At 59.8% G+C, this 13,847-nt stretch carries 13 protein-coding genes and 1 pseudogene; 10 read left to right on the top strand and 4 right to left on the bottom strand.

Annotated elements, in window-relative coordinates:
* Positions 1-105 precede the first annotated feature (105 nt).
* The 7 genes from NVV72_19980 to NVV72_19950 all read left to right on the top strand — a co-directional run bounded on the left by NVV72_19980 (position 106) and on the right by NVV72_19950 (position 4,565).
* Positions 106-513 carry a hypothetical protein gene (locus NVV72_19980; protein ID MCR6661482.1) on the top strand — a complete coding sequence of 136 codons (408 nt, stop codon included), beginning with the start codon at positions 106-108 and terminating at the stop codon, positions 511-513.
* Positions 514-691: 178 nt separating this feature from the next.
* Entirely contained in the window at positions 692-1,186 is a 495-nt protein-coding gene (locus tag NVV72_19975) for a DUF3617 family protein (GenBank protein ID MCR6661481.1), read from the top strand.
* Positions 1,187-1,299: 113 nt separating this feature from the next.
* On the top strand, positions 1,300-2,001 hold the full coding sequence (gene ung, locus NVV72_19970; protein MCR6661480.1) for a uracil-DNA glycosylase: 702 nt from the start codon (positions 1,300-1,302) through the stop codon (positions 1,999-2,001).
* 73 nt (positions 2,002-2,074) lie between these two features.
* Positions 2,075-2,287 (top strand): hypothetical protein, encoded by a 213-nt coding sequence (locus NVV72_19965; GenBank protein ID MCR6661479.1) that lies wholly within the window; start codon positions 2,075-2,077, stop codon positions 2,285-2,287.
* Positions 2,284-2,925: a DUF3617 domain-containing protein gene (locus NVV72_19960; GenBank protein ID MCR6661478.1), complete on the top strand. Its 642-nt coding sequence runs from the start codon at positions 2,284-2,286 to the stop codon at positions 2,923-2,925. Before NVV72_19965 ends, NVV72_19960 begins: the two co-directional genes overlap by 4 nt.
* 99 nt (positions 2,926-3,024) lie before the next feature.
* A complete protein-coding gene (locus NVV72_19955) occupies positions 3,025-3,576 on the top strand; it encodes a DUF3617 domain-containing protein (protein MCR6661477.1) in 552 nt (183 codons plus the stop codon).
* Positions 3,577-3,656: 80 nt separating this feature from the next.
* Entirely contained in the window at positions 3,657-4,565 is a 909-nt protein-coding gene (locus NVV72_19950; GenBank protein MCR6661476.1) for a DUF1080 domain-containing protein, read from the top strand.
* Here NVV72_19950 and NVV72_19945 read toward each other — a convergent pair.
* Positions 4,562-5,401 carry a zinc metallopeptidase gene (locus NVV72_19945; protein MCR6661475.1) on the bottom strand — a complete coding sequence of 280 codons (840 nt, stop codon included), beginning with the start codon at positions 5,399-5,401 and terminating at the stop codon, positions 4,562-4,564. The two genes, NVV72_19950 and NVV72_19945, sit on opposite strands and share 4 nt — an antisense overlap.
* Before the next feature lie 317 nt (positions 5,402-5,718).
* Here NVV72_19945 and NVV72_19940 point away from each other — a divergent pair, with 317 nt between their 5' ends.
* The 3 genes and pseudogenes from NVV72_19940 (at position 5,719) to NVV72_19930 (ending at position 10,740) form a co-directional block, all read left to right on the top strand.
* A complete protein-coding gene (locus NVV72_19940; GenBank protein ID MCR6661474.1) occupies positions 5,719-6,807 on the top strand; it encodes an efflux RND transporter periplasmic adaptor subunit in 1,089 nt (362 codons plus the stop codon).
* Positions 6,808-6,809: 2 nt separating this feature from the next.
* Positions 6,810-10,292, top strand: coding sequence for an efflux RND transporter permease subunit (locus NVV72_19935; GenBank protein ID MCR6661473.1), 3,483 nt, complete (start codon positions 6,810-6,812; stop codon positions 10,290-10,292).
* Between the two features lie 161 nt (positions 10,293-10,453).
* Positions 10,454-10,740 (top strand): annotated as a pseudogene (locus tag NVV72_19930) (GxxExxY protein).
* A 49-nt stretch (positions 10,741-10,789) separates the two neighbouring features.
* Here the strand turns inward: NVV72_19930 and NVV72_19925 are convergent.
* Genes NVV72_19925 through NVV72_19915 form a run of 3 tightly spaced genes read right to left on the bottom strand, consistent with a single transcriptional unit; the run spans position 10,790 to position 13,803 of the window.
* Positions 10,790-12,058 (bottom strand): HlyC/CorC family transporter, encoded by a 1,269-nt coding sequence (locus NVV72_19925; protein ID MCR6661472.1) that lies wholly within the window; start codon positions 12,056-12,058, stop codon positions 10,790-10,792.
* 12 nt (positions 12,059-12,070) lie between these two features.
* Positions 12,071-13,210: a 3-dehydroquinate synthase gene (gene aroB, locus NVV72_19920; GenBank protein MCR6661471.1), complete on the bottom strand. Its 1,140-nt coding sequence runs from the start codon at positions 13,208-13,210 to the stop codon at positions 12,071-12,073.
* Positions 13,207-13,803 (bottom strand): shikimate kinase, encoded by a 597-nt coding sequence (locus NVV72_19915; protein MCR6661470.1) that lies wholly within the window; start codon positions 13,801-13,803, stop codon positions 13,207-13,209. The genes aroB and NVV72_19915 overlap by 4 nt, the downstream gene beginning before the upstream one ends.
* Between the last annotated feature and the right edge of the window lie 44 nt (positions 13,804-13,847).

Genomic DNA, 13,847 nt, shown 5'->3' with positions numbered 1-13,847 from the left:
TGATTCAATTTTGTGCTGTGTAACATCTATGAGAGTGGTCTTGAGTTGCGCCTTTTATGTGGTCTAAGCTCAATTCAGAGGGGTAAAGATTTTGAGGAGGAAAAGATGACACTGCGCAATATGTATCTTTTGAGCGCCGCTGTGGCGCTGTTTACAGTCATGGGCGCGACCGAGGCTTCGGCTTACGAAAAGGGCCGGTTATGGGAACTCGAAGTCGAGACGAAAGCCGGCGATGGCGCGGCAAGCAAGAACACGACCTGGATGTGCATGTCCGAGGATAGCTGGCTTAATCCGCCGAAGGATTTGACCGGCGGCAAGTGCAGCGATCCGGAATTTACGCGTGATGGCGATGTCGTGTCGTGGAAATCCCAGTGCGATGTGGCGCAGGGCGCCGGCCAGTGGACCTTCTCACACGGCGGCAAGGCTGTGGAAGGTCAAAGCACGGTGCGGACGCCGGAAGGCGAGGTGACAACCGGCCTTGACGGCAAGGTAGTCGACCGGTGCAGCACCTGAACCTGTAAATTTATGGTAAGGCGTGTATAGGCCAGGGCTTTCTAGGCAAGGTGGGCTGTATAAAAAATCAATAAAAGTCAAATGCTTGATGTGTTTTTGATTTGGCGTGATTTGGTTCCAAGCCTAATATGGCGGTGGGCGGCATTGCGGGGTTTTTGTTTTGACAGGAGCCTTGTTCATGAGTCCCACCCTTGCCCTGGCCTTTACCGCCGCCGCAGGATTTGTGTTCGGCGTGGTTTCCCCCGCTGTAATGGATCAGGTCGGGCCTGATCCAAAGCCAACAACGGCCGCCGCAACCGTGGCCGATACGCCGCCGGAGGTCACGGATGCGCCGGTTTTGCCAGGGCCGGATTCCCTGTGGGAAATCACCACCACCACGACGGTCGCCGGCCAGGCGCCGACCAGCACAACCGCAAGCCTCTGCGCCAATCCGGAAGACCTGAAAGCGCCACCTGTGGTCGTGACCGGACCGCAATGCGAGGGCCAAAAATTCAGTGAAGCCGGCAAGACGGTCTCCTGGACCACGGACTGCGCGGCCGTCAAAGGCACCGGTTCCCTGACCATTGCCGATGACGGGCAGTCTTTCAGCGGCGATGTAACCGCCTCCACCGCCGGACAGGATACGACGCTGCATGTCATGGGCAAGGTGACGGGCACCTGCACGAAATCCTGATGGGCGTTTCCGGCTTTAGCCGGCAAGGGCAAGGCCCGCCCGAGCTTATGCGAGGTAGCCCGCGCGGCGCTTGAGCGCTTGACTTAATGAAGGAGTCGCGGCGGGATGCCGGCATGAGCGATATCAAACTCGATGACGGCTGGAAGGCCCTGCTGGCGCCGGAATTTTCCAAGTCCTATATGGCCGACCTGCGCGCCTTTCTTCAGGCCCAGCGCGCAGCGGGTAAGCGGATATTCCCAAAGGGAGCCGACTATTTCCGTGCCCTCGACCTGACGCCGCCGGAAAAGGTGCGTATCGTCATTCTGGGCCAGGATCCTTATCACGGCGAAGGCCAGGCGCATGGCCTGTCATTCTCGGTCAGGCCCGGCGTGCGCATCCCGCCCTCATTGGTCAATATCTACAAGGAATTGCAAGGTGATCTCGGTATCCCGGCGGCGCGTCACGGATTCCTGGAGCATTGGGCAAAACAGGGCGTGTTATTGCTGAACAGCGTGCTGACCGTGGAAATGGGCATGGCGGCGGCGCACCAGGGCAAGGGCTGGGAAAAGTTCACCGATGCGGTGATCCGCTCGGTCAATGACCTGCCGCAGCCGGTGGTGTTCATCCTGTGGGGCAGTTATGCACAAAAGAAGGCCGCATTTGTCGATACCTCGAAGCATCTGGTGATCAAATCGGTGCATCCGTCGCCGCTTTCCGCCCATAACGGCTTTTTCGGCACCAAACCCTTTTCGCGCGCCAATGAGTTTCTGGCGTCGAAAGGCTATGCGCCGATCGACTGGAAACTGCCGGATGACCCCGCTATCGCGCGGACTTAAAGCTTCACTTCCGAATTTCGTCTTTACAATCTCGTGAATATGTTCGGAAATAGGGTGTCTTTGAAGGTCAAGTATGAAACCGTTTGTCTGTTTAATTGCGTCCGGCCTGGTCATTTGCGTCCTCGGCGGTTGCAGCCCGCGCCCTGGAGCATCCGGTGACGTGGCGGACGCTGGTGAAAGCCCCGCCGCCAGCCTGACGGCCGAAGAGGCGGCGGCCTATGCCAGCTACGCGCCTGTCATGTCGGTGGAGGGCGACAGCCCGGCATCGGAGGCGGACTCGCAATGAAGTTGAAATTTGTCATGTTGGGGATGACAGCTTTCCTCGTGACCGCCTGCGACAAGCCGGAAAAGCCGCGCACCCCGTTTGTTGAAGATGGCGCCGGACTATCGGCGGCGGCGGCGTCGGACGCGGTGGAAAGTGCTGCGGCCAGTGAGGCGGAGTCCGAAAGCGCACCGGTTTACAAGGTCAGCCGGCTGGGGCAGCGGGCCGGACTTTGGCAACTGACCCAGACCCTGCCGCAACTGGGGGGGCGCTCGGTGTCGAAAATCTGCGTCAACGACGCTCAAGGGGAAAAGCTGGCCCTGATCGGCCATGACCTGCCGGGCAAGCCGGAAATGGCGCATCTCGAATGTTCGGCGCGCTCGGTTACCAAGAGCGATGATGGCGCCGACATCGATACAGTCTGCATGGTCAATGACACCACCCTGACCTCGCATATCCATGTCGATATCATCGGCAATGACGCGTTCCACCAGACGGTCGAGACGCGGTATTCGCCGGCGTTTGCGGGCCATGGCAATCAGGTCACGATCACCGACGGCAAGCGTCTGGGGGATTGTCCGGCCGGCATGAAGCCAGGCGACTACGTGACGGGGGATGGCGTGAAACTCAAGGCCGGGCTCGTTCTGGCCAAGTTTCGCTAATATGGGTTTGTAACATTGTTCTTCGGTTGTATGGTAATGGGCGCAGATTAGAGGAGACGCCTTATGACTGTTACGCGTTTGACTACAGGCTTGGTTTTAATGATTGCATTGGGCGTCGTGGCTGGGTGCAGCAAGCCAAAGGCGCCTGAAGCACCGGAAGCCGCCACCGAGGCGGCGAAACCGGCTCCACTGGCGGAGGCCAGCCCGATGGCGCAGAAGCCCGGCCTGTGGGAAATGACGACGTCGGTGCCGGGGATGCCGGCGGGCCTGGTCAGCAAGCTCTGCGTGGATCAGGGCCTGAGCGAACGGATGGTTGAGGTCGGCCTGAAGGGCACCGGCGATGCCCAATGCACCCAAAGTAATATCGTAAAAACCGGAACAACCGTCGATGTCGATTCGGTTTGCCAAATGTCAGGCCGCAAGATCACCAGCCATATCCGCATGGAAATGATCAGCGACAGTGAGTATCACCAGACGATTGCCGCAACCATGGAACCGCCGATGAGCGGAGACGGCAAATCGACTACCACGGTAATTGGTAAACGCTTGGGCGATTGTCCGGCCGATATGAAGGGCGGCGACATGATCGTGCCCGGCGGCATGAAAATCAACATGTACGACGCGCTGAACAAGTCCGCCGCTTCGCACTGAAGCCATCTCCTCACTGCCTTGACGCATGTGTATGTAATAGATTACCACCGTGTACAATCATATAAAAGTTGGGAAGAGATATGTTGAAGCGTCTTGCTGCTACTGCCGGGCTGGCCTTGGCGTTCGGACTGGGTGTGGCGCGGGCCGAAGCACCGGCCTTTCATCCGCAAACCCTGGTGCTGAAAAATATTCCACAGGCCACGGGACCGGCTGAGGCGCTGTTCAATGGCAAGGATTTGAACGACTGGACGGCCTGGCTGGGCTATAAGGATGCGGCTGTGACCTATAATGCCGGGGATGCAAAACCGATCGGTCCGGGTGGCAAGGGCGATATCTTCACGGTGGTGACCGAGGATGGCGCGCCGGCGCTGCGTGTCAGCGGCGGGACCTGGGGAAGCCTGGTCCACAAGGGTGATTTCAAGAACTACCACCTGCGGCTGGAATACAAGTGGAGCGGCAAGCGCTACGCGCCGCGCTTCAACGACCCGGAAAACAACGGCCTGCTGTATCACACCCACGGCGCGCCCGGCGCGGTCTGGGGCACCTGGTCGCGCGCGGTTGAGTTCGAGATCATGACTGGCAGCGTCGGCATGGTGGTGCCGGTCGGCGCCGGTCTGCGGGTCGATTCCAGCGTGGCCATTGATCCATCGATCATTGATCCGAAACAACGTTTCATGGCCGGCGCCCCGAAAGGCTCGGCCGTCGGCAATACCGCCCTGTGGAACATCGAAAACAATTTCAACGCCGATAGACCGGTCGGCCAGTGGAACACGCTCGATCTCTACGTCTTCGCCAACCATGCCGTCCATGTGGTCAATGGCGTGCCGGTCATGGAGGTGTGGGGCATCTGCGACAAGGCCAGCGATACGGCCCCGTGCGAGCCTCTAACTCACGGCGCGATACAGTTGCAGTCCGAAGGGGCGGAAACCTTCTTTCGCAATATCACCATTGAGCCGATCAACAGCCTGCCGGCAATCGAGGTGCGTTAGCCGAAAGTGCGGCAATCCGCCGGATCGCCGGCGCGGAAGCCGGCCTTGAACCACTGGGTGCGCTGCGCCGCCGAGCCGTGGGTGAAGCTGTCCGGCACCACACGGCCCTGGGCCTTTTCCTGTAGCGTGTCGTCACCCACCGCTGTGGCGGCGCCGAGGGCTTCGTCGATATCGCCGGCCTCGATCCAGTGTTCTTTGTCATTGGCGCGCTTGGCCCAGACGCCGGCATAGCAGTCGGCCTGAAGCTCCAGCTTGACGGAGAGGGCATTGGCGCCAGCCTTGCTCAGGCGCTGTTCCTGGCGGCTGACCGCGTCGCTTGTGCCTTCCAGTTTCTGGATGTGGTGGCCGACCTCGTGGGCGATGACATAGGCCTTGGCGAAATCACCCGGTGCGCCGAGCTGGTTATCGAGCGTGCGGAAGAAGTCGAGATCGATATAGACCTTCTCGTCGGCCGGGCAGTAGAACGGTCCCATGGCCGCTTCGCCCATGCCGCAGCCGGTGGGGGTGCCCTGGGTGTAGAGCACGATGGTGGAGGGGCGGAAGTCCTTGCCCTCCGACTGGAAAAGCGCCTGCCAGGTATCATTGGCGGAGGTATGGATAACGTCGGCGAACTGACCTTCCTCATCACCCGGCGTGCCGGTAGAGGCTTGTACGTCCGACGCCGGCGCGCTCTGGCTGCCGGCGCTCATGATGGTCTGCGGGTCGATACCGAAAACGAAATAGCCGATTAGCGCCACGACCACCAGAACCAGCCCGCCGCCGCCGGCCACCGGGCCCATGCCGCCGCCGCCCCGACGATCTTCAACGCCGCCCCTGCGTCCGCCTTGCCATCTCATGACGTTCTCCCTTGATCTGCAGCCCCAGCCTGACGGCGCCAAAATAAATAAGCAATAATCCAGTCGTTATCGCTCCGGTTAACCCTCTTTTCAAGCATTGCCCATGTTTTAGCTACTGACAGTTTTCTGCCAGATTGTGCTATAGCGAAAGAGAACGGTGTCATGCGGGCGCGATGACGTCCGCCGGGGTGTGCGTTAGTGAAGGATTTGTAATGTCGCCCTTCGTTGACAGGCAACGGGGCGCGCATCAGAGTGCGGTATAAGAAACATCTGTGTCCGTAGATGCGCGGCACATAATAAAAGTAGGATCAATGGGCATGATTTGGGGAACTCTGAAAGCCGGTTCGCGGTCACGATCAGTGGCGGCGTTCGTCGCCATGGCGCTGGTTATCGGCGCCGGCATCAGCGGCTGCAGCAAGAAAAAGGATGACGGCAAGGCGGAATCCCATGCGGCGGTCGTCAATTTCGCCGTGGTGCGTCAGGATACGGCGCCTGTCCAGGTGGTGGGCACCGGTACAATCAGCGCCTGGCAGGAGGTCGCCGTCGGCGCCGAAACCGGTGGGCTGACCGCCGTAGCGCTGCTGGCCGATGAAGGGCAAACCGTCAAGCAAGGCCAGCCCCTGCTGAAAATGAACGATGTCCTGCTCCAGGCTCAGCTCAAGCAGGCTCAGGCCAATTACAACCAGTCGAACAAGGCTTACCTGCGCGCCCAGACCCTGTTCCAGCAGGGCTATCTGTCGGCCGCCGCGCTCGATAATGCCGAGGCCGCCAAGCTGACGACGGAAGCCGCCATGCAAACGGCGCAGACCCAGCTCAACATGGCGACGGTCCGTGCGCCAGTTTCCGGCATCGTTACCCACCGCACGGCGGTTCTGGGCCAGAATATCAGCCAGGGCGCTGAATTGTTCCGCATCGTCCGCGATGGGCGAATTGAGCTCAACATGCAGGTGGTCGAAAGCGACCTGCACAATGTTTCCGCCGGTATGCCGGTGACGGTGACCAGTGAATCCACCGGACCGGTCAGCGGTTCGGTGCGCATCGTTACGCCGATGGTCGACCCGGCGACACGCCTGGGCTACGCCCGCGTCAGCGTGCCGTGGGAATCAGGCCTGCGTCCGGGCATGTTTGCTTCCGGAACGATCGCGGCCGGCTCCCAAAATGTGCTGCTGATCCCGCAAAATGCCGTTGTTTATCATGAAAACCTGCCGCAGGTCTTTGTGGTCGGCACCGACAACAAGGCGCACCTGCGCAAGGTTCTGCTCGGTACAACGGCGGGCGGTAAGGATGTCATCGTCAAGGAAGGGCTTGTCGCGGGTGACCGCGTGGTCACAACCGGCGCCGGGTTCCTTAACGATGGCGACCTGGTCAAGGCCACCGCTACAACGGCAGCCGGCGGAGAGCACTGATCATGTCTACCGCATCTTCAGCGCAAGGCGGCGGTGGCTTCCAGATTTCGTCCTGGTCGATCCGTAACCCCATCCCGACCCTTGTTTTCTTTGTCGTCATGACGATCGCCGGCTTCCTCGGCTTTGGTCAGATGCGCATCAACAACTGGCCGGATATCGATTTCCCGATCGTGGTCGTCACCGTCGTCCGCTCCGGCGCCGCGCCGACCGAACTGCAGAACCAGGTGACTCGCATCGTCGAGGATTCCGTATCGGGCCTGGGCGGCGTGCGTCATATCCAGTCGATTGTCAACGAAGGCGCCTCGACCACTGTCATCACCTTCCAGCTTGAAACCGACCTGGAGAAGGCGACCAATGACGTCCGCAACGCCGTGGCGGGCGTCCGGGCCAACCTGCCGTCCGATGTGCTCGATCCGATTGTGTCACGCGTCGAGAATGCGCAGGGGCAGCCGCTGCTCAGCTATACGATCCGGGCCGCCAACATGACGCCGGAAGACCTGAGCTGGTATGTCGATAACGATGTCGCCAAGAAGGTCCTGGGCGTCAAGGGCGTGTCGCAACTGACGCGTGACGGCGGCGTCGAACGTGAAATCCGCATCGAACTTGATCCGGCCAAGCTGGCGGCGCAGGGCGTGACGGCCGGCGACATCAGCCAGCAACTGCGCAATTTCAACGTCAATATGCCGGGCGGCCGCTTCAACGCCGGCGATTCCGAGCAAACCATCCGCACAGTCGGTGGCGCCAGCAGTGTTCAGCAGCTTTCGGACACGCGCATCACCCTGTCCAATGGCGGCAGTGTGCGGCTGGGTGATATCGCCACGGTCAGTGACACCTGGTCCGAGCCGCGGACGCGCGCTCGTTATAACGGCAATGAGGTGGTCGGCTTCAATATCCAGCGGACCCGCGCCACGTCCGAAGTCAAGGTCGCTGAAGGCGTTCGCGCCGCCGTGGAGGCGCTGAAAGCCTCCAACCCGAACGTACAGATCGAGGAGGTTTCATCCTCGGTGAAGGAAGTGCAGCGCAGCTTCGACACCTCGATGGAAGCTCTGGCTATCGGTGCGGCCCTGGCCGTGTTCGTAGTCTGGCTGTTCCTGCGTGACTGGCGGGCGACCCTGGTTTCCGCCGTCGCCATGCCGATGTCGCTGCTGCCGACCTTCTATGTCATGCACCTGCTGAACCAGTCGTTCAACGTCGTGACCCTGCTGGCTCTTTCGCTGACCGTCGGTATTCTCGTCGATGACGCCATCGTCGAGATCGAGAACATCGTCAGGCATATGCGCGAGGGCAAGAAGCCCTATCAGGCCGCTATCGAAGCCGCCGACGAAATCGGCCCGGCCGTCGTGGCGACCACGGCGACCCTGATCGCCGTGTTCGCACCGACAGGTTTCATGCCGGGGATCGTCGGTCAGTTCTTCAAGAGCTTCGCCATTGCCTCCTGCGTCAGCGTGTTCTTCTCGCTGGTGGTGGCGCGAACCCTCACGCCGCTGATGGGCGCCTATCTGCTGCGCGCCAATCCCAAGCATGATAACGACAAGCCGTTCTGGATGGACGGTTATCAGGCCATGCTGAAATGGTGTCTGGAAGGCCACCTGAAATGGCGCTGGTACATCCTGATGCATGGCCTGCTGATCACCATCCTGTTGCTGATCCAGTACCTGACCAAGAGCGCGGTGCCGATGGGCATCGCCGCCGCCGGCGTACTCGCGGTAACGCTCGTTCTGTTCTTCGTCCTTTACAAACCCTACATGAAGGCGCGCTGGGCGGCGCTCGAATTCGGGCTGCTGTTCTCCCTTGGCATCATGGCGATGGGGTCGGGCTTCATCTTCCCGCATCCGGGGCCTGACGGCGTCATTATCAAGCCGGAAATGCCCTCGATGATCATCGGCGGCGTTATCGCCATGATCGGCATGGCGGGGGGCCTCGGCACCATTGTGCTGACCATCCGGCTCAAGACCTCGCTTCTGCGCGCGCGCTGGGCGCCGTTCCTCGGCGGCATCATGTTCTTCATCGGCTCAATCGTCCTGTTGCAGACCATACCGAGCGACAATATTCCGGCCGATGACCAGTCGATGTCGGTCATGAGCCTGACGCTGACGCCAGGGACGCCACTGCAGGAAACCGATGATGTGGTCAAGCGCATCGTCGCCGACCTGGCTACGCACAAGGAAGTGCGCAGCACCTATGCCGTCATGAACATGGAAAGCGCCACGATCACGGTCAACCTGGTGCCGAAAAAGGAGCGCAAGCTCTCGCAGACCCAGTTTGAACAGGCTTTCTCGAAAACCCTGGCCAAATATCCCGGTATCCACAGCAGCTTCGGCCAGGATGGCGGCGGCGGCACCGGCGTGGCCTATATACTGGCCTCGGATAACGAGCAGTTGCTGGCCTCCACCTCGCAGCAGTTGCTGCGCGAAATGGCGGCACTCAAGGAACTGACCAATGTTCATTCCGAGGATAACCTGGTTCAGCCGGAAGTCGTCATCACGCCGAAGCCTGACCAGGCGGCGCTGATGGGGGTTTCGACCGAAACCATCTCTTCGGCGGCGCGCGTGGCTACCATGGGCGATATCGACCAGATCCTGGCCAAGTACAATGACGGTGACCGGCAGATTCCGATCCGCGTCCTGCTGAAGGCGGATGCCCGCTACGACATCAACAACCTCAATACGCTGATGGTGCCGACGCGCTCCGGCACTTCAGTGCCGCTGACGGCGGTGGCCAATATCAGCTTCGGCGCCGGCCCGATCAAGATCAACCGGATCGACCGCACCCGCTCGGCCACGGTCAATGGCGACCTGAATGGCGTACCCAACGGCACCGCCGATGCCGCCGTCATGGCGACGCCGACCATGGTCAAGCTCAAGAAGGGCGAAATCCCCGGCGTTCGCATTGTGCCCAATCCGAATACCGAGGACTTCCTTGAAATGGTGCCGAACTTCATCGCCGCCATTCTAACGGGGATTGCCCTGATGTATGTGGTGCTGGTGCTGCTGTTCGGTTCCTTTAGCCATCCGTTCACCATCTTGCTGGCGCTGCCTCTGTGTTTTGGCGGGGCTTTCATCGGCCTGATCCTGGCGCAGATGAGCATGTCGATGCCGACCTATATCGGCCTGATCATGCTGGTCGGTATCGCCGCCAAGAACTCGATCCTGCTGGTCGAATACGCCATGGTGGCAATCAAGGGGGGCATGGGCCGCACCGAGGCCCTGTTTGAAGCCGCCAAAAAACGGGCGCGTCCGATCGTCATGACCACCGTGGCCATGGGCGCCGGCATGATTCCTGTCGCCGTCGGTAATGACGCCTTCCGCCAGCCCATGGCGGTGACGGTGATCGGCGGCCTGATCACCTCAACCCTGTTGTCGCTGGTGTTTGTGCCGGCGACCTACACGATCATCGACGAGATATCGCATTTCTTCGGCAAGATGATATCGCCACTGTTCCATGCCCAGGGCAAGGACGAGCCGGAAGAAACGACCGCTGAATGATTGAAATGAAATGCCGCCGGAGTGATCCGGCGGCATTTTTTTAGAGGATCACGGAAAGGCACGGAAAAAAGACGGAAAGACACGGAAAAGAAATGGATAAACTCCTCTATGAAAACGAAGTTTTCCGAATCCGCGGCGCGATATTTGAAGTCTATAAAGAAATGGGCTTCGGTTTTCTCGAACCTGTTTATCAAGAGTGCCTTGCCAAGGAATTCCTGCGCGCAAACATACCTTTCGGTGCTCAAAAGGCGAGCCATTGGTTCAAACCTATCGCCCTGACTTCATTTGCTTTGATAAAATCATTGTCGAACTCAAAGCCTGCGAAGGTATCGCCTCACAACACAAATTACAGGTTTTGAATTATTTGCGTGGCACCAACCTCAGACTTGGTTTGATTGTGAACTTCGGGGCTTCGGCAAAAGTACAAATTGAGCGGGTTATTTTCTAATTTCCGTGCCTTTTCCGTCTTTCTTCCGTGCCTTTCCGTGATCCTCTTTTCAAACCGGTGAAATCTTGATCGCGGTGATCTGGTTGCGCTGGCGGCGCATGATCTGGAACTTGCGGCCATAGAAGATGAAGGTCTGGCCGGGTTCGGGGATGGTGCGGGCCTCATGGATCACCAGGCCGGCAATGGTGACGGCATCCTCGTCGGGCAGTTCCCAGTCCATGGCCCGGTTAAGGTCGCGTATGGCCAGGTCGCCATCGACATGGATCGATCCATCGGACTGGCGGCGCAGGGCGGTCAGCACGGCGTCGTGCTCATCATCGATCTCACCGACAATCTCTTCCAGGATGTCTTCCAGCGTCACCAGCCCCTGCAGGGCGCCGTATTCATCGACCACCAGAGCGAAATGCGCCTTCTTGCGCCGGAACTCGGCTAATTGATCCTTGAGATTGGTGGTGTCCGGGATAAACCACGGCTCGCGCACAATGGCCATGACATCAACGCTTTTGATATCGCCCTTGGCGCGGATCACCGCCGCCATCAGGTCGCGGGCGTGAAGGATGCCGATGATATTCTCAGTATTGTCCTTGTAAAGCGGCACGCGGGTGTGGCTGAAACCCAGGGCAATGTCGATAATGCGCTCGGTCGGCAGGTCGGCGTCGATCATGTCGATCGATTTGCGGTGGACCATAATCTGGCTGACATCGAGCTCGGCGAGATCGAGTACGCCGCGGAACATGTTGCGGTCTTCAACCTGCACCGCGCCTTCATCATGGTGGTATTCGACGGCGCCACGGATTTCCTCGTGCGCCGCCAGCACATCGACCTCCATCGACATGCGCACGCCGAACAGACGCAGGACGGCGCGCACGAACCATTGCACGGCATTGATGATCGGGCCGAAAACGAAGACAGTCCAGCTTACGGGCCGTGACAGGAAGCGCGCCACGTCATCCGGTTTCATGATGGCCAGGGTTTTGGGCAGGACTTCGGCGAAGACCAGCACCATGACGGTCATGAAGGCGGTGGAAATCGCCGCGCCCCACGGACCGGGAATGGCGCGGTCGATCGAGATGGTGGCGATGGCCGAGGCGCCGATATTGAGCACATTCTGCAACAGCAGGATGGCGCCGATCATCTTTTCTTGGTTGGTCAGGAGCTTGTTGACCCGTTTGGCCGCCTTGTCGCCGTCACGTTCCAACTGGTGCATCCGGCCGCGCGAGGCGGCCGTCATGGAGGTCTCGCCGGCGCTGAAAATCGCCGATACCCCCAGTATCAGCAGCAGGACAGGAACCAGGGCGATAAGGGAGGCGATCAGCATGAGACTGGACCTTTAGGCTGGCGCTGTGGCGGATGAAACGGCGCCATCCAATATGAGGAATTCGGCAATCTGTTCCGCCGGCACCTTTTTGGCAATAAAGGCCCGGCCGATGCCATTGACCAGCACGAAGGTGAGGGTGCCGCCCTCGGCCTTCTTGTCGTGACCCATATGGGTGATCAGGCGGTCGGCATCGAAGGGGGCATTCCTGATATCGCCCATGCGCGTTGGCAGGCCGGCATGTTGAATAGCCGCCACGGCGCGGTTGGAGTCTTCCTCGGTGCATTCACCATTGAGCGCGCTGTAGCGGAAAGCCTGGGCCATGCCGATGGCCACGGCCTCACCATGCAGCAGCTTATCGCCAAAACCGACCTCTGCCTCCAGCGCATGACCGAAGGTGTGGCCAAGATTGAGCAGGGCACGCTGACCGCCCTCGCGTTCGTCGGCGGCGACGATCTCGGCCTTCATCTCGACCGAGCGTGCGACAGCATGAAGGATAGCTTCCGGTTCAAGTGATAGAACCTTGTTGTCATTGGCTTCCAGCCAGTCGAAGAAGGTCTTGTCGCCCAGCAGGCCGTACTTGATGATCTCGGCATATCCGCAGCGAATTTCACGCGCTGGCAGGGTTTTGAGGATATCGAGATCGCAAAGGACAAGACGCGGTTGCCAGAAGGCGCCGATCAGGTTCTTACCCTTTTCGTGATCTATGGCCGTCTTTCCGCCGACGCTGGAATCGACCTGGGCCAGGACCGTGGTCGGGATCTGGATAAAGTCAATGCCGCGCATATAGACGGCACAGGCAAAGCCGGTCAGATCACCGATGACGCCGCCGCCGAGTGCGATCACCACATCCTTGCGGTCCAGGCCACAATCGAGCAGGGCATCGAGGACGAATTTCAGGCCGTCATAGGATTTGGTTTCTTCGCCAGCGGGCACTACGATCTTGTGCGTTTTGCGGCCGGCGGCCTCGAACTGGGCCAGGATGCGGTCGGCATGAAGCGGCCCGACATTGGAGTCCGTCACCATGACCACGCGGCTGTTGGTCAGAAAGGGAGCGACCCACTTCTCGGCCTCGGTCAGAAGGCCTTGTCCGACAATCACCTCATAGGCTTTGAAGCCCTCGCCGGAAACCGCAATACGCCTGATATCGCTCATTTTGCACCCGTTATATGGGCGTGCAGGGCCGCCACCACCTGATCGAGCGCCTTGACGTGCGACTGATCGCCAGTATCGACGGTGATGTCGGCAATTTCATACAAGGGATAACGGGTCTTGACGTGTTCTTTGAGCACTTCGATCGGGTTCCGGTCTTTGAGCAGGGGGCGGTGAGGGCGGTTGGCCACGCGCTTGGCCAGCACCTTGATGTCGGTTTTCAGCCAGAGGGTAATGGCCTTGGCCTTGAGATTTTCACGGGTGAGTGGGTGAGTAAGCGCGCCGCCGCCGGTGGCCAGAATGCGCGGTTCCCCCTCCAGCAGGCGGGCGATGACACGCTGTTCGCCGTCACGGAATCCTTTTTCACCATAGTTGGCGAAGATATCGGCGATGGTCATGCCGGCCGCCTTCTCGATCTCCTCGTCTGCATCAACGAAGGGCAAGCCGAAATGATCGGCCAGGCGGCGGCCTATGGTGGTCTTGCCAACGCCCATCAGGCCGACAAGCGCAACGGTTTTCGGCAGGGTGAAGACGGGGCGCACTGGAGACCCAGGTATTGGGGGTTCAGTAGCGGAAGGCTCAGGCTCGGCGGTCATTTGCCTGCTTTACACGATATTAGGGTGACTTTGCCAGACTTAAC

Source organism: Asticcacaulis sp. (assembly GCA_024707255.1).
In the GTDB taxonomy this organism is placed as follows: domain Bacteria; phylum Pseudomonadota; class Alphaproteobacteria; order Caulobacterales; family Caulobacteraceae; genus Asticcacaulis.
The sequence above is the reverse complement of the archived record's forward strand: the minus strand, read 5'-3'. Positions and strand labels throughout refer to the sequence as shown.

Bases quoted from the DNA above. Each gene is read 5' to 3' on its own strand.
- NVV72_19980 (MCR6661482.1), top strand. From the start codon at position 106: ATGACACTGCGCAATATGTATCTTTTGAGCGCCGCTGTGGCGCTGTTT.
- NVV72_19975 (MCR6661481.1), top strand. From the start codon at position 692: ATGAGTCCCACCCTTGCCCTGGCCTTTACCGCCGCCGCAGGATTTGTG.
- ung (MCR6661480.1), top strand. From the start codon at position 1,300: ATGAGCGATATCAAACTCGATGACGGCTGGAAGGCCCTGCTGGCGCCG.
- NVV72_19965 (MCR6661479.1), top strand. From the start codon at position 2,075: ATGAAACCGTTTGTCTGTTTAATTGCGTCCGGCCTGGTCATTTGCGTC.
- NVV72_19960 (MCR6661478.1), top strand. From the start codon at position 2,284: ATGAAGTTGAAATTTGTCATGTTGGGGATGACAGCTTTCCTCGTGACC.
- NVV72_19955 (MCR6661477.1), top strand. From the start codon at position 3,025: ATGATTGCATTGGGCGTCGTGGCTGGGTGCAGCAAGCCAAAGGCGCCT.
- NVV72_19950 (MCR6661476.1), top strand. From the start codon at position 3,657: ATGTTGAAGCGTCTTGCTGCTACTGCCGGGCTGGCCTTGGCGTTCGGA.
- NVV72_19945 (MCR6661475.1), bottom strand. From the start codon at position 5,401: ATGAGATGGCAAGGCGGACGCAGGGGCGGCGTTGAAGATCGTCGGGGC.
- NVV72_19940 (MCR6661474.1), top strand. From the start codon at position 5,719: ATGATTTGGGGAACTCTGAAAGCCGGTTCGCGGTCACGATCAGTGGCG.
- NVV72_19935 (MCR6661473.1), top strand. From the start codon at position 6,810: ATGTCTACCGCATCTTCAGCGCAAGGCGGCGGTGGCTTCCAGATTTCG.
- NVV72_19925 (MCR6661472.1), bottom strand. From the start codon at position 12,058: ATGCTGATCGCCTCCCTTATCGCCCTGGTTCCTGTCCTGCTGCTGATA.
- aroB (MCR6661471.1), bottom strand. From the start codon at position 13,210: ATGAGCGATATCAGGCGTATTGCGGTTTCCGGCGAGGGCTTCAAAGCC.
- NVV72_19915 (MCR6661470.1), bottom strand. From the start codon at position 13,803: ATGACCGCCGAGCCTGAGCCTTCCGCTACTGAACCCCCAATACCTGGG.